Origin of the sequence: Erwinia sp. JUb26 (assembly GCF_003751505.1) — a bacterium.
GTDB lineage: Bacteria > Pseudomonadota > Gammaproteobacteria > Enterobacterales > Enterobacteriaceae > Erwinia.
Map to the genome: position 1 here is coordinate 1 of NZ_RJVB01000003.1, position 15,352 is coordinate 15,352.

The following is a 15,352-nucleotide window of genomic DNA, read 5'->3' on the forward strand; positions in this document are numbered from 1 at the left end:
CGTCATCACCCACCATATCGGGTCGTTAGCTCAGTTGGTAGAGCAGTTGACTTTTAATCAATTGGTCGCAGGTTCGAATCCTGCACGACCCACCAGTGTTAAGAAGGCGCCCTAAAGGCGCCTTTTTGCTATTAGCGATTCGGTCGGGGTTCGCAGCGGATTACCCCAAACTCTTCCAGATATGCATCACCGCGTAGCTCCGCCACGGACGCCACGCCTGAGAGCGCTTCTCCGCCTCTTTCGCATCAATCCTTCCCAGATTGTTACGTACCACGATATCGCCCGCAGGAAACGCGTCAGGCCAGCGTAGCGCACGCATAGCGAGATACTGCGCGGTCCAGTCGCCAATTCCCGGCAGCGCCAGCAGCTGCGAGACGGTTTTATCGGGCTGGCTTACCGCATCCAGCAGCAATGTGCCCTGCGAGCAGGCTGCGGCCAGCGCCAGAATACAACGGGTACGGGCGCTGACGATCCCAAGGCTGGCGATATCATCAATACTGCATTGTGCAACACGGTCCGCCAGCGGCGACAGATGCGTCAGCTGCGGCAGCGCGCAGTCAAATGGTTCACCGAACGCATTCGCAAAGCGCCCACCCAGCGTGGCAGCGGCTTTGACGGTAATTTGCTGACCGAGGATCGCACGTACAGCCATCTCGAAACCATCAAAAGCTCCGGGTACTCGCAGGCCCGGATAAGCCAGTAAAGAAGGTTGCAGCAGGGGATCCTCCCCCAGATGCGCAGCAATCAAATCCGGTCGCGCACTGAGGTCAAACAGATTCCTCAGGCGGCGGAGCAGGGCGGGCAGCACGGGCGTGAGCGAATGGCTGAACTCCACCTGCAGCCTATTTTTCGCGGCCTTCTGACGAACCTGAATCCAGCCGCAGTGCTGCCCCAGCCTAACCGTACGGCTGTAGCTCTCAGCATCGACATACTCCACGCCCAGCAGGGCACGGATACGCAGAAAATCCAGCATTGCCTGCCAGTCGTACGGCGGACGATAAGCAAGCTGAAGCACCGAAGTATCGCTGTTAATCATTTCACTTTCTTTCTCCGTACCCTCTTTTCTCAGGCGGCTCGGCGGCATGCGGTACTGCGTGCTGAAGGCGTCATTAAAGCGCCGCAGACTGGAGAAACCGCTGGCAAAGGCAATTTCGGTAACCGGCAGGCGCGTTTCGGTAAGCAGCTGCTTTGCCAGCAGCAGGCGACGGGTCTGGCGAAGCTCCTGCGGCGAAACGCCGAGCTCTTTCTGCACGATGCGCCGCAGCTGACGCAGGCTGAGATCGAAACGGGCGGCGATCTCCTCAAGGCTTTCAACCTGTTCGATCAGCCCTTCATCAATCTGCTGCATCAGCCGCTCCGCCACCCGTTGGCCATGATCAACCGGCGCATTACCGGGTGCCAGCTCAGGGCGGCAGCGCAGGCAGGGTCGAAAGCCCGATTTTTCTGCTGCTTCCGCGTTAGAAAAAAACAGGCAGTTGGCTGCCTGTGGCGCTTTCACCGGACAGATCGGGCGGCAGTAAATCCCCGTCGACGTGACGCCAACAAAAAATACGCCGTCAAATCGCGAATCGCGAGAGGTGAGGGCAAGGTAAGCTGAGTCCCGGTCGATCATAAGTGGCTCCTGTTATACAGCGATCGGCTCAGGTTAGCCCCTGAGCTGGCAGCTGGCTGGCCATATTCGGACATCACACTATTTTATGCCTGTGTCCGAAAACGGCTAGTACCGCTATACAAAAAGCGGATAATCATCCGAGAACTGAGACATGGAGGAAGCAACACATGAGTTATGACTTCAAAATGATGCCGTCGCCGGTCGGCGAGTTGAAGCTGGTCGCCTCTGAACGTGGGCTGGTTGCCGTGCTGTGGGAAAATGACGACCCGAAACGCGTGCGCTTTCTACCGCAGGTTGAACGGCCAGACAACCCCATCCTGCAGGAAGCGGAACGCCAGCTGTGGGAATACTTCTCCGGCAAGCGGCGGGAATTTGCCCTCACTCTGGAATTTGTGGGCACGGCGTTTCAGAAGCAGGTCTGGGCGGCGCTGGTTACCATTCCCTATGGCGAAACCCGCAGCTACGGCGAAATTGCACGCCAGATTGGCAATCCGACGGCGGTGCGTGCGGTGGGAGCCGCCAACGGACGCAATCCGCTCTCCATTATTGCACCGTGCCACCGGGTGATCGGCACCAATGGCAAACTGACCGGTTTTGCCGGTGGGCTACAGACCAAAGCTTTCCTGCTGCGCATTGAGGGGGGCGGTCAGCTATGGCCGAAAGAGGCGCTTTAACGATCGCCATCACATCCTGGGGTGAAAATTAAAAACTCAGCGACATTGCTTTATATTTCAGCTATCGTGTTTAGCATATAAAACAAACCAGCCGAAGAGTTGGCGCCGGACCGGGTTCCAGGGCCGTTTCGGTTAAGTTGAAAAAACGAGAGTTGCAATATGAGCCTGATGTTTAATCCTGAAGACGCCATTTACCCGTTTCCGCCCAAACCGGCAAAACTGTCCATCGACGAGAAGCAGTTTTACCGCGAGAAGATTAAACGCCTGCTAAAAGAGCGGGATGCGGTGATGGTTGCCCACTATTACACCGATCCGGAAATCCAGTCACTGGCGGAAGAGACCGGCGGGTGTATTTCCGACTCGCTGGAAATGGCTCGATTCGGCAGCCAGCATCCGGCCTCAACCCTGCTGGTTGCCGGCGTGCGTTTTATGGGTGAAACCGCCAAAATCCTCAGCCCGGAAAAAACCATCCTGATGCCGACGCTACAGGCCGAGTGCTCGCTGGATCTCGGCTGCCCGATTGATGAATTCAGCCGTTTCTGCGATGCGCACCCGGATCGTACGGTAGTGGTTTACGCGAATACCTCCGCCGCCGTTAAGGCCCGCGCTGACTGGGTGGTTACCTCCAGCATCGCCGTTGAGCTGATTGAACATCTCGACAGCCTCGGGGAAAAAATCATCTGGGCACCGGATCGCCATCTGGGCCAGTACGTCACGCGCAAAAGCGGGGCGGACGTGCTGTGCTGGCAGGGAGCCTGTATCGTCCACGACGAATTCAAAACCCAGGCGCTACAGCAAATGAAGGCGCTTTACCCGGAAGCCGCCGTGCTGGTGCATCCCGAGTCGCCGCAGGCGATCGTCGATTTAGCCGATGCAGTAGGATCGACCAGCCAGCTGATTCAGGCCGCGCAGACCATGCCGCATAAGAAAATGATCGTCGCCACCGATCGCGGCATCTTCTACAAAATGCAGCAGGCCTGCCCGGATAAAGAACTGCTGGAAGCCCCTACGGCGGGCGAGGGCGCAACCTGCCGCAGCTGTGCGCACTGTCCGTGGATGGCGATGAACGGTCTGAAAGCGATTGCCGACGGTCTGGAGCAGGGCGGCAGTGCCCACGAGATACACGTTGACGAGGCGCTGCGGAAGGGTGCATTGATACCGCTCAATCGTATGCTAACCTTTGCAGCACAACTCAAACTTAAGGTTAAGGGTAACGCCTGACCAACGCTCTTCAGGATAAGGTTGCTATATGGATTTCTTCAGTACCTCGAATATTCTGGTTCATATTCCTCTCGGCAGCGGCGGCTACGACCTCTCGTGGATCGAGGCGATTGGCACCCTGGCGGGCCTGTTGTGCATCTGGCTGGCAAGCCTCGAGAAGATCGTTAACTACACGTTTGGACTGCTTAACGTCACGCTGTTCGCCGCCATCTTTTTCCAGATCCAACTTTACGCCAGCCTGCTACTCCAGCTGTTTTTCTTTGTGGCCAATATTTACGGCTGGTACGCCTGGAGCCGCCAGACCAGCGATAATCAACAGGCGCTGAAAATTCGCTGGATGCCGCTGCCAAAGGCGCTTGGCTGGGCTGCCGTCTGCGTGGTGGCGATTGCGCTGATGACGGTCTATATCGACCCGGTGTTCGCCTTCCTGACGCGCACGTCGGTGGCCCTGATGCAGGGGCTGGGACTAAACGTGGTGATGCCTGAGCTCCAGCCGGATGCCTTCCCGTTCTGGGATTCCTGCATGATGGTGCTGTCGATTGCTGCAATGATCCTGATGACGCGGAAATACGTGGAGAACTGGCTGCTGTGGGTGGTGATCAACATCATCAGCGTGATGATTTTTGCCCGCCAGGGGGTTTATGCCATGGCGTTGGAATATGTCATCCTGACCGTAATTGCCCTGAACGGTTCCTGGCTGTGGATTAAAAGTGCGCGCCAGCGCGCTTAACCTTCATCACGGCGCGGCAGGCGGGCGATAATTACCGCCTGCCGCAGTGATAACACCGCTTAGTGATGATGGCCGTGGTGGCTGTGATTATCGCCCTGGATCCAGTGCAGGTCGCAGTCATCGCCCTCGCAGCACTGATACTCCATTTGCACCGTTGCGTGCTCGATTTGGTAATTGTCATGCAGGTAATGATGGATCCGCTGCAGCAGCGCATCATGATCGCGCGGCGGTATCACCTGGACATGCAGCGTGATCACCGGTTTTTCCCCCACCTGCCACAGATGAATGTGATGCACGTTGCGCACCTCGGGAATATTCAGCGTCAGCGATCGCTGCAGCTTGTCGGTATCAATATGCTGCGGTGCGCCTTCCAGCAGTTCGTGGGTGCTCTCTTTAATCAGCATCCAGCCGCTGCGCAGCACCAGCAGTGAAACCAGTACCGAAAGAATGGGGTCAATCGGCGTCCAGCCGGTAAACATAATAATCAGCGCCGCCGCGATGGCACCCACTGACCCCAGCAAATCCCCCAGCACGTGCAAAGCTGCCGCCCGCACGTTGAGATTCTTTTCACCGCTGCCGCGATGCAGCAGCCAGAAAGAGAGAACGTTGGCCAGCAACCCGCCGACGGCAATCACCAGCATCATGCCGCCCGCAACGGGCTGAGGATGGGTAAAGCGTTGAATGGCTTCCCAGACGATCAGCACGGTAATCACCAGCAGGGCGAGGGCGTTGACGAAGGCGGCGAGGGTCGTCAGGCGTAACATACCGAACGTATGGCGTTTGTCAGGGCGGCGTTGGGCGAACTGAACTGCCATCAGCGCAACCAGCAGCGCGGCGGCATCGGTGAGCATGTGTCCGGCGTCGGCCAGCAGGGCCAGCGAGCCGGAAAGCAGGCCGCCGATGACTTCAGCGACCATGTAGATTGCGGTAACAAGGAAGGCCGCCAGCAGGCGGGAGCGGTTTCCATCCGCAGCTGAATGACTGTGTGCCATAGGTATCCGGTTGAGTTAACAGAAGCTTGATCCAGTATATTAATGGATCCAGTGCAACAATTGTATTTTGCTGTCTGTACTCATCTGTTTGATGACTTAGCCATCAATTCTCAGCAGGCAGCTGCCGGGCGGGATGAAATACCGGGGCCTGTCCCGGCCCCGGTGTTAGAGCGACAACGTACCGTTACTGCGTCGTGCCATCCGTTTTGTGGTTGGCATCGTCACCCACTTTCTTACTGATATCCGGGCATTTGCCGTCTTTACACTGTGAATTCTTGTGCACTTCTTCGGCATTCATATCCTGATGCGTAGCGCTGGAATCGCCGGTGTTAATTTTACTGTTGTCGACATTGTTAGGCTGAAGATTCTGTTTTGCATCTGGCGCTTTAGCCCCGGCATCTGCTGCAGCATTAGCCGCACCGTTATTGCTGCTGGTATCTGCGGCCATCGCCGTTGCACTACCCAGGGACATTGCTGCTGTGAGGAAGATAATGGCGAACTTATTCATCATTGTGCTCCATTGAGTTCTGAGTATTGACCAAACCTGCTAAACGGTTTGAAAAGAAATTATCCTGTGAAGAAATAAAGCTCCATAAAGATAACTACTGGCAATCATTAATGGTGCCAATTCCATTTTTGCAGATATTTACCTTTAAAATTGTAGTAAAGAGGAGCAGAAAATCAAATTTACCCGCAAAAACTTCAGGGAAAGGCGATTTACAGCGTCGGGGACTCGCGATAGATTGGAGCGGATGCGCCTGGTGTGCAGTTCGGCAATGAAATAACCTGGAACTATTATGAATTATCAGAACGATGACTTAAGAATCAAAGAGATAAAAGAATTATTACCTCCTGTTGCTCTGTTTGAAAAATTCCCTGCCACGGATAAGGCTGCTGATACAGTATTCCGCGCCCGCCAGGCAATTCATCAGATCCTGCAGCAGCAGGACGATCGCCTGCTGGTGGTGATCGGTCCGTGTTCAATCCACGATGTGACGGCGGCGAAGGAGTATGCAGAGCGCCTGCTGAAGCTGCGCGAAGAGCTGAGCGATTCGCTGGAAGTGGTGATGCGCGTCTACTTTGAAAAGCCGCGCACCACGGTTGGCTGGAAAGGGCTGATTAACGATCCCCATATGGACGGCAGTTTCCAGATCAACGATGGTCTGCGCATCGCGCGTAAGCTGCTGGTGGATATCAACGACAGCGGCCTGCCTGCCGCCGGTGAGTTCCTTGATATGATCACCCCGCAGTACGTCGCCGATCTGATGAGCTGGGGCGCCATTGGCGCACGCACCACGGAATCTCAGGTACACCGTGAGCTCTCTTCCGGTCTTTCCTGCCCGGTCGGCTTCAAAAACGGCACCGACGGCACGATTAAAGTCGCCATCGATGCAATTGGTGCCGCCGGTGCATCGCACTGCTTCCTGTCGGTGACCAAATACGGTCATTCAGCGATTGTAGAAACCAGCGGCAATCAGGATTGTCATATCATTCTGCGCGGCGGCAAAGAGCCAAACTACAGCGCACACCATGTAAGCGCGGTGAAGAGCGGTCTGGAGAAGGCGGGTCTGCCGGCACAGGTGATGGTTGATTTCAGCCATGCTAACAGCAGCAAGCAGTTTAAAAAGCAGCTGGATGTGTCTACCGATGTGGCGGAGCAGATTGCTGCGGGTGAGCGGGCAATCATTGGCGTGATGATTGAGAGCCATCTGGTGGAAGGTAATCAGAGTCTGGAGAGCGGCGAACCGCTGGTTTACGGTAAAAGCGTGACCGACGGCTGTATCGGTTGGGAAGATACCGAAACCGTGCTGCGCCAGCTGGCAGCCGCGGTAAAAGCGCGTCGCGGGTAATGTCCGATTAGCGGTGGGCAGGGCCTGATCTGACAAGCGTTGCCAGTTAACCGTTTGGCTATAGTGCCTGCGCGGGCGGGTTGCTGCCCCAGCTGGTGGTCCTCGCGCCACGCGCTGCGTGGTGCCTTCACGTCGTTCGTCAGCCGTTCGGACCGGCTCAGACGGCACATCCGTGTGCCGACCGAGCCTTTCGCCCGCGTCCTGCGGGCTTATCCTGGCTTCCTCTTTCCGTTCAGCGCTGCGGATTGCCCGTCGGGGCAGCAACCCGTCCGCGCCCTGACTCTGGAGTTGTCTTCAGATTAGAAAACATCTGTTTTGTGCATTAATGCCATCAGGCGGAGATTGGTGGTGTAGCCTTCGGTTGTATCCATGCTAAAAGGGATTTACAAAACTCTGCTTCCGCCTTCCGCCTTCCGCCTTCCGCCTTATTGCTGCTTTTTCGCTGAGCTTGCATGATAAACAGCGCAGCCTGAACGGTTTCCGGGCAGCGATAACAATGTTCTGAAGGTGCACAGCCTCTGTCGGGGATGCCGGGCAATCCGCAGCGCTGAGGTGGAAACAGCAGGCCAGGAGACGCCAACAGGGTGCCGACATCACGCAAAGCCTGGATTTCTGCATCATTACCCCCGCGTTTGCAGGCTCACCAAGGAAAAAGAAAGCATACCTATGAAGTAGCCTGAACGGTTTGCCGGGCCGCGATAAAATGCTCTGAAGGTGCACAGCCTCTGCCGGGGATGCAGGGCAATCCGCAGCGCTGAGGTGAAAGCAGCAGGCCAGGAGACGCCAACAGGGACGTTGGTGTCAGGCGAAGTCGGGTCAGGGATGACACGTCTTCGGCGGTCCGACCGGCCGGGTGCTGAAACCGAAGGCATCACGCAGCGCGTGACGCGAGGACCGACCGGAAGCCCCGGCAGAGGCTGGGAACCAGGTACCACTCCATCAGCGACAGAATCGCACGCAAAAAAAACCGCCATCTTAACGACGGCGGCTTTATCAACTCAGCTAACTCCTACCTCTCGGCAGAAAATTACTTCGCTTTACCCTGGTTTGCTACGGCCGCGGCTTTCGCTGCGATCTCGTCTGCATCACCCAGATAGTAGTGCTTGATAGGCTTGAAGTTTTCATCGAACTCGTACACCAACGGCACGCCGGTTGGGATGTTCAGTTCCAGAATCTCTTCTTCGCTCATGTTATCCAGGTATTTCACCAGCGCGCGCAGTGAGTTACCGTGAGCAGCGATGATCACTTTCTCGCCGCTTTTCATGCGTGGCAGAATAGATTCGTTCCAGTAAGGCAGAACGCGATCGATAGTCAGCGCCAGGCTCTCGGTGGTTGGCAGCTGCTCTGCGGTCAGTGACGCATAGCGCGGGTCGTGGCCAGGGAAACGCTCATCGGCACGATCCAGTTCCGGTGGAGTCACCGCAAAACCACGACGCCACTGCTTAACCTGCTCGTCACCGTATTTGTTCGCGGTTTCAGCTTTATCCAGACCCTGCAGCGCACCGTAGTGACGCTCGTTCAGGCGCCATGATTTCTCAACCGGCAGCCAAACCTGATCCACTTCGTCCAGAATGTTCCACAGCGTGTGGATGGCACGTTTCAGCACGGAGGTGTAAGCAAAATCGAAGGTGAAGCCTTCTTTTTTCAGCAGTTGACCCGCTGCTTTAGCTTCGGTGCGGCCTTTATCAGACAGATCAACGTCGTACCAACCGGTAAAGCGGTTTTCGTTGTTCCACTGGCTTTCGCCGTGACGCACCAGAACCAGCTTAGTTACAGCCATAGCTTAACTCCTTAATAACTTTACGTTTCTATGATAATGGGAATCGGTAAACTGCCGGAGCCTGCGCGCGACAATTTTAATGTGCATTACCATAGCTGAAATCTGCGCAGCGCGTAAGCCCGTCTCGCATGCGTTGCGCGTTTTTCATGCGCTTTATCAAACTACAATCAACTGGTAACGCGTGACCGACTGATACGATTCACCTGGCGCCAGCCAACAGTCCGGCTGCGGCCACTCAGGGTGATTAGGCGAGTCGGGCAGGAACTCGCTCTCCAGCGCAATACCCTGGAAAGCAGTATAGACGCCCTGTTCACGCGCCGGGGTGCCCTCCAGGTAATTTCCGCTGTAAAGCTGCAACGCCGGAGCGGTGGTAAACACTTTAAGCTGCAGCTTGCCGTCGGCAGACCACAGCTCGGCGGCAGGTTCTGGCGAGTCATTTAACAGGTAGGCGTGATCGTAGCCTTTCACCTTCTGCTGATCGGCATCTTTCAGAAAATCCTGCGCGATGCTTTTGGCCTGGCGGAAATCGAAGCCGGTTCCCTCTACCGCATTCAACGGTGCAGAAGGGATCCCTTCATCGTCCACCGGCAGATAGTAATCGGCGTTCAGCAGCAGGCGATGCTGGCGTGCATCGCCGTGTTCCGCATCCAGATTGAAGTAGGCGTGATTGGTCAGATTCACCGGGCAGGGTTTGTCCACCGTCGCCTGGTAGCTGATGGACAGGGTGTTGTCTTCATCCAGATGATAGCGCAGCGAGACGATCAGCTCACCGGGGAAGCCCTGATCGCCGTCCGGGGAATCAAGACGATATTCCACCTCGCTTTCGCTCTGGCAGACGATCTGCCAGCGGCGGTGGCTAAAACCTTCCGGGCCGCCGTGCAGCTGATGCTGACCCTGATTGGCGCTCAGTTCGATCGTCTCGCCGTTCAGCATCAGCCGCGAGTGGGCGATGCGGTTTGCATAGCGGCCCACCGTCGCGCCAAGATAGGCAGACTGATGCAGGTAGTCGGAAGGTGTTGCACAGCCCAGCAGCGCTTCACGCACGCTGCCGTCGCGCATCGGCACGCGTGCGGAAAGCCACGTTGCGCCCCAGTCCATAAACGTCGCGACCATGCCGTTGCCGTTGCGCAGGGTGGTGATGCGCCACGGCTGTCCGTCCGGGGCGTGAGAATCAGGTTTTAGCATGGGCCGGCTCCTTCTGAAGCTTTGCAAACGTAAAACGTCTCTTTGATGCCGGACTGCGCCTCGTACTGCTCCGCCACGGCCGCCTTCACGCCCGCTACGCGATCCTGCGGCATCAACGCTACCACGCAGCCGCCGAAGCCGCCGCCGGTCATACGCACGCCGCCGCTCTCACCCAGCGCGGCTTTAACGATATCCACCAGCTGGTCGATGGCCGGTACGGTGATTTCAAAGTCATCACGCATTGAGGCGTGAGATTCCGCCATCAGCACCGCCATTCGAGTCAGGTCGCCGTTCGCCAGTGCGTCGGCGGCTTCCAGCGTGCGGGCATTTTCCGTCAGCACGTGGCGGACGCGTTTTGCCACCAGCGGGTCCAGCTCGTTCTGGCGATCGTTGAACTGCGCCAGGGTGACGTCACGCAGGGAAGACTGGCCGAAGAAGGTCGCACCCTCTTCGCACTGCTGGCGGCGGGTATTGTATTCGCTGCCGACCAGGCTGCGGCGGAAGTTAGAGTTGATAATTACCACGGCAATGTCTTCCGGCATCGGAACAGGACGAGTGCCGAGCGTGCGGCAGTCCAGCAGCATGGCGTGATCTTTCTCGCCCAGCGCCGAAATCAGCTGATCCATAATGCCGCAGTTGCAGCCGACAAACTGGTTCTCTGCTTCCTGACCGTTGACGGCAATCGCCGCACCGTCCAGCGCCAGTCCGTAAAGGTGATTGAAAACGGTGCCCACCGCGACTTCCAGAGAGGCCGAGGAGCTTAAACCCGCACCCTGCGGAACGTTGCCGCTAATCACCAGGTCCGCGCCGCCGAAATCGGGCTGGCGCTGCTGCAGGTGCTTCACCACGCCGCGCACGTAGTTGGCCCACATGTATTCCGGGTGGGAAACAATCGGCTGGTCCAGGGAGAAAATATCCTGCTGGCTGTCGTAATCGGCCGCAACCACCCGCACCTGACGGTCATCGCGTTTCGCACAGCTGATGACCGTCTGATAATCAATCGCGCAGGGCAGCACGAAACCGTCGTTATAGTCGGTGTGCTCGCCAATCAGATTCACCCGGCCGGGTGCCTGGATAGTATCGGTTGCCGCATAGCCAAAAGTGTCGTTAAAAATCTGCTGGGTAGTGGTCTGTAAAGTCATGGTTATGCTCCGGTTTCGCGGAAATGGATATCGCTGACGGCACGCAGACGTTCGGCTGCCTGTTCCGGCGTTAAATCACGTTGAGTTTCAGCCAGCATTTCGTAGCCGACCATAAATTTGCGCACCGTTGCTGAACGCAGCAGCGGGGGATAGAAGTGTGCGTGCAGCTGCCAGTGTTCATTTTCTTCGCCGTTAAACGGCGCGCCGTGCCAGCCCATCGAATAGGGAAAAGAGCACTGGAACAGGTTGTCGTAGCGGCTGGTCAGCTTTTTGATTGCCAGCGCCAGATCGTCGCGCTGTGCGTCGCTGAGGTCGGTCAGGCGCTTCACGCTGGCTTTCGGCAGCAGCAGGATTTCAAACGGCCACGCCGCCCACCAGGGCACCACGGCCAGCCAGTGCTCGGTTTCCACCACCGTGCGGCTGCCGTCCTGCAGCTCGCGTGCGCAGTAATCGACCAGCATCGGTGAGCCGTTTTTGGCATACCAGGCACGCTGCAGATCGTCTTCACGCTTCGCTTCATTCGGCAGGAAGCTGTTGGCCCACACCTGTCCATGCGGATGCGGGTTAGAGCAGCCCATCGCCGCGCCTTTATTCTCAAAAACCTGCACCCAGGGATAGCTTTGACCCAGCTCGGCGGTTTGCTCCTGCCAGGTTTTCACCACATCAACCAGCCCGTCCAGCGTCAGTTCCGGAAGGGTTTTGCTGTGATCGGGGGAAAAACAGATCACCCGGCTGGTGCCGCGGGCGCTTTCACAGCGCATCAGCAGGTCATCGCTTTCCGGTGCATCCGGCGTATCGGTCATCAGCGCCGCAAAGTCGTTGGTAAAGACATAGGTGCTGGTGTAGTCGGGATTTTTATCCCCGGTTACGCGGGTGTTGCCCGGGCAGAGAAAACAGTCGGGGTCGTGCGCGGGCAGCTTCTCCTGCGATGGCGTTTCCTGCGCGCCCTGCCACGGTCGCTTGGCACGATGCGGGGAAACCAGAATCCACTGATCGGACAGCGGATTGTAACGACGATGTGGATGATCCACCGGATTAAATTTTTGCATGTTAAGTCCTGATAACCTTCTGTCTGCGTCAGATCTGCTAAAAAAATAGCACAGACCCGATCAGGAAAGCGTGATCGAAATGGAAAAAATGGAATCGTTTACACAAACTTTAAAAACGTTAAGGTGCCTTAGAATAAAGGATGTACGCGGTTCTGTAAGCCGGCGGCAGTTAAATAGTGGTAGCGATTACACTACGCATTCATAAAATGCCCGACAGGTGTGTCACTTGGCAACGTAGTGAAAAAGTAGGCGTGTGATTGGATAACCACTAAGTGAGAAACAGAAGTGAAAAACTTCCAGGCAATGGAGAAATCTCCCCGCGTGTATGAGGTAGAGGGAGAGGCGGTAGTGGGGCAAGCAGACTTATCAGGTATTGATTGAGGGGCTGGAGCTCGGGGAAAGTCGCGATAATCAGGCTAACAGGAGCAGGGCGGATCCACCAAAGGATCTGCCCTGCGAAGGAACTACAGCGTTTCCTGCAGATAGCCGTAGACATCGCCGTCGGCAATAAAGCTCAGGCGATCGGTAATGCACTGCGGGGCGTCTTCGGCATGGTGAGAGACAAACAGCAACTGGGTGCGGCCTTCACCAATCAAAACGTCGACAAAGCGGCGCACCAGCAGGCGGTTAATCGGATCCAGGCCCTGCAGCGGCTCATCGAGAATCAGCAGCGCCGGGTGCTTGACCAGCGCACGGGCAATCAGCACCAACCGCTGCTGGCCCCAGGAGAGATCGTGGAATGGCGTATCGCCCTGTTTTTCCATCCCCAGCAGATGCAGCCACTGCTTCGCCAGCGACTGCTGACGATCGGAGACGGCCTGGTAAATGCCAATCGAGTCAAAATAGCCGGAGATAATCACATTGCGCACGCTGCTGCTGACGCGGTAATCCAGATGCAGGCTGCTGCTGACGTAGCCGATGTGCTGCTTGATATCCCAGATGGTTTCACCGCTGCCGCGACGGCGGCCAAACAGCGTCAGATCGTTGCTGTAGCCCTGCGGATGATCGCCGGTGATCAGGCTGAGCAGCGTCGATTTACCGGCGCCGTTCGGGCCAACGATCTGCCAGTGCTGGTGGCGATCGACCTGCCAGTCGAGATGATGCAGGATAGGGCGATCGTTGTACGAAACCACGCCGTCACGCAGCACGATCAGCGGGGCATCGGCGGCCAGCTGTGGAATGGCCTCCGCGTCGTCGGGTTCCGGCAGCGTCATGCCGTCCAGCTTTTCGCTGTGCACCAGCTGGGCGACCAGCGCCTCGGCAAGAATTGCCCTGCGCGGGCCGGTATGGCTGAGATGGCACTCCGCCAGCACGCCCACCTGCTGAATAAAGTCGGGGATATCATCAAAGCGGTTCAGCACCAGCACCAGGGTGAAATCAGGCCGCTGCAGTTCCCCCAGCACGCTGGCGAGATTAGCGCGCGAAGCCACATCCAGCCCGTCAAACGGTTCATCGAGGATCAGCAGGTCGGGCTGTGCCATCAGCGCCTGGCACAGCAGGGTTTTACGCGTTTCCCCGGTGGAAAGGTATTTGAAGCGGCGATCGAGCAGGTAGGTAATACCAAATTTCTCCGCCAGCTGCTGGCATCGCGCCGGGTCACGGACTTCATCCTGAATAATTTCCGCCGCCGTGCGGCCGGTATCTTCTTCACCGGGGCTGAGCAGATCGGTGTTATTGCGCTGCCATTCTTCGGCAACCAGTTTCTGCAATTGCTCCAGCGACAGGCGCACGGGGTGCCTGAATTCGCTAACCGCCTGGCCTTTTGAGGCCGGCAGTTCGCCGGAAAGCGCGCGGGCCAGTGACGATTTACCGCTGCCGTTGGCTCCGACAAACGCCCAGCTTTCGCCGGCGTTTAGCGTTAAATCGTTAAGGTTCAGCGTTCGGGTATCGCTCAGGCGAAAGATGCCTTGCGTAATTTGCAACATTGACATTATTCATTCCATTTTATGCATCACACGGTTATTAGGGGCTTCCCGCCTTCCAATGTCAAATACCGCCCGATGATTCAGAGCAGCGTCGCGATGATGACGCGATCGGCATTAAAATATGCTGTCACGGCCGAACCCGGCTGCAGTTTTTGCTGGGCGATAAGCGGATTTTCGACGGTGGCGCAGAGCGTTTCACCGCTGCCAAGCGTCACCAGCACTTCGCTGCGGCTTTCACCCTGTTCGATCTGGCTGATGTGGCCCGCCAGCAGATTATCCGCGTTGACGCTTTCCTGGGTAATACTCACCCACGGCGCTTTAATCAGCACCAGCACCTCTTTCCCTGCGGCCAGCTGCAGGCGGTTGGCGCTTTGCTCGGTCAGCGCGACCTTGATTTGCGTGGTGCCGTCGGCCAGCTCTACCGTAACGTGCTGCTGCACCGGCAGGTTATCGCGGCTGACAACGGTGCCATACAGCTGATTGCGCGCGCTGGTTTGTAGCGAAAAGCGGGCAATCGCGCCCAGCAGGCTGCCGAGTGGTGCATCGTCCTGTAAAACGTCAAACGCCTTCTGCTGAATCTGTTCCAGCAGTGCATACAGTTGGATCAGGCGCTCGCCGTAGGCGGTAACGATGGCACCGCCGCCGCCTTTGCCGCCTGTGGCGCGCTCAACCAGCGTCCTGTCGGCCAGCTGGTTCATCTCGTTAATCGCATCCCAGGCGCTTTTATAGCTGATCCCCGCCAGCTTAGCGCCCTGGCTGATCGAGCCGCTTTCTTTCACCTGGCGCAACAGTTCAATGCGGCGTGGGTCAGCGAAAAGCCGCTGCTGTAACTTCAGAATCAGGGCAATTTCGGCCTGCATTTCGCTCTCCCTCTTTTATCATCACAACGGCGGATTGTAGCAGCAGGGGAAGGGAATGCGTGGGGAATAAATTCAGCACGAAAGCACAAAAGGTCAGTGCAATCCTGTGTTCTGTCGTTACAATAACTTTTTTGTTCAGCGAAATGAGGCTTCCATGCTGGAATTACTGAAAGGCCTGGCTGTAGCTATCCTGATGGTCCCGGTTGTGATGGCGATTATCCTTGGTCTGATTTATGGATTGGGTGAAGTCTTTAACGTCATTTCTAAAATCGGGCACCGTGACCGCCCGGTTAAACACCACCAGTAACATGTTTTCCCCTCACGCCCGGTTC

General features: G+C 56.9%; 14 protein-coding genes and 1 tRNA gene. 6 read left to right on the forward strand and 9 right to left on the reverse strand.

Annotation, left to right across the window (positions count from 1 at the left end; translation table 11 throughout):
- Positions 1–19: 19 nt before the first annotated feature.
- A tRNA-Lys gene (locus EC836_RS08795) sits at positions 20–95 on the forward strand.
- A gap of 65 nt (positions 96–160) precedes the next feature.
- Here the strand turns inward: EC836_RS08795 and EC836_RS08800 are convergent.
- Positions 161–1,612 carry a DNA-3-methyladenine glycosylase 2 gene (locus EC836_RS08800; protein ID WP_123332175.1) on the reverse strand — a complete coding sequence of 484 codons (1,452 nt, stop codon included), beginning with the start codon at positions 1,610–1,612 and terminating at the stop codon, positions 161–163.
- A gap of 167 nt (positions 1,613–1,779) precedes the next feature.
- On the opposite strand from EC836_RS08800, the gene EC836_RS08805 reads away from it, so the two are divergent.
- From EC836_RS08805 to pnuC, 3 genes are all read left to right on the forward strand, one after another.
- Positions 1,780–2,286, forward strand: coding sequence for a methylated-DNA--[protein]-cysteine S-methyltransferase (locus EC836_RS08805; protein WP_123332176.1), 507 nt, complete (start codon positions 1,780–1,782; stop codon positions 2,284–2,286).
- A gap of 159 nt (positions 2,287–2,445) precedes the next feature.
- Positions 2,446–3,507, forward strand: coding sequence for a quinolinate synthase NadA (gene nadA, locus EC836_RS08810; protein ID WP_123332177.1), 1,062 nt, complete (start codon positions 2,446–2,448; stop codon positions 3,505–3,507).
- 28 nt (positions 3,508–3,535) lie between these two features.
- Entirely contained in the window at positions 3,536–4,237 is a 702-nt protein-coding gene (gene pnuC / locus EC836_RS08815) for a nicotinamide riboside transporter PnuC (RefSeq protein ID WP_123332178.1), read from the forward strand.
- Between the two features lie 59 nt (positions 4,238–4,296).
- Here the strand turns inward: pnuC and zitB are convergent, their stop codons facing one another.
- Positions 4,297–5,229: a CDF family zinc transporter ZitB gene (gene zitB / locus EC836_RS08820; RefSeq protein WP_123332179.1), complete on the reverse strand. Its 933-nt coding sequence runs from the start codon at positions 5,227–5,229 to the stop codon at positions 4,297–4,299.
- Between the two features lie 184 nt (positions 5,230–5,413).
- The gene (locus EC836_RS08825) at positions 5,414–5,740 is read right to left on the reverse strand and encodes a YbgS-like family protein (RefSeq protein ID WP_199735099.1); all 327 of its coding nucleotides are present in this window, start codon (positions 5,738–5,740) and stop codon (positions 5,414–5,416) included.
- Between the two features lie 286 nt (positions 5,741–6,026).
- Between EC836_RS08825 and aroG the strand changes: the two genes are divergently transcribed.
- A complete protein-coding gene (gene aroG, locus EC836_RS08830) occupies positions 6,027–7,079 on the forward strand; it encodes a 3-deoxy-7-phosphoheptulonate synthase AroG (RefSeq protein WP_123332183.1) in 1,053 nt (350 codons plus the stop codon).
- Between the two features lie 1,027 nt (positions 7,080–8,106).
- Here the strand turns inward: aroG and gpmA are convergent.
- From gpmA to modE, 6 genes are all read right to left on the reverse strand, one after another.
- On the reverse strand, positions 8,107–8,859 hold the full coding sequence (gpmA, locus tag EC836_RS08835) for a 2,3-diphosphoglycerate-dependent phosphoglycerate mutase (protein ID WP_012441996.1): 753 nt from the start codon (positions 8,857–8,859) through the stop codon (positions 8,107–8,109).
- A gap of 156 nt (positions 8,860–9,015) precedes the next feature.
- Positions 9,016–10,044, reverse strand: coding sequence for a galactose-1-epimerase (gene galM / locus EC836_RS08840; RefSeq protein WP_123332184.1), 1,029 nt, complete (start codon positions 10,042–10,044; stop codon positions 9,016–9,018).
- Positions 10,038–11,186 (reverse strand): galactokinase, encoded by a 1,149-nt coding sequence (gene galK / locus EC836_RS08845; RefSeq protein ID WP_123332186.1) that lies wholly within the window; start codon positions 11,184–11,186, stop codon positions 10,038–10,040. Before galK ends, galM begins: the two co-directional genes overlap by 7 nt.
- 2 nt (positions 11,187–11,188) lie before the next feature.
- A complete protein-coding gene (gene galT, locus EC836_RS08850; RefSeq protein ID WP_123332188.1) occupies positions 11,189–12,235 on the reverse strand; it encodes a galactose-1-phosphate uridylyltransferase in 1,047 nt (348 codons plus the stop codon).
- Positions 12,236–12,699: 464 nt separating this feature from the next.
- A complete protein-coding gene (gene modF, locus EC836_RS08855) occupies positions 12,700–14,166 on the reverse strand; it encodes a molybdate ABC transporter ATP-binding protein ModF (protein WP_123332190.1) in 1,467 nt (488 codons plus the stop codon).
- Between the two features lie 74 nt (positions 14,167–14,240).
- Positions 14,241–15,020, reverse strand: a complete 780-nt coding sequence (gene modE, locus EC836_RS08860) for a molybdenum-dependent transcriptional regulator (protein ID WP_123332192.1) — start codon at positions 15,018–15,020, stop codon at positions 14,241–14,243.
- Positions 15,021–15,174: 154 nt separating this feature from the next.
- Here modE and EC836_RS08865 point away from each other — a divergent pair, with 154 nt between their 5' ends.
- Entirely contained in the window at positions 15,175–15,327 is a 153-nt protein-coding gene (locus tag EC836_RS08865; protein ID WP_123332194.1) for an AcrZ family multidrug efflux pump-associated protein, read from the forward strand.
- Positions 15,328–15,352 lie beyond the last annotated feature (25 nt).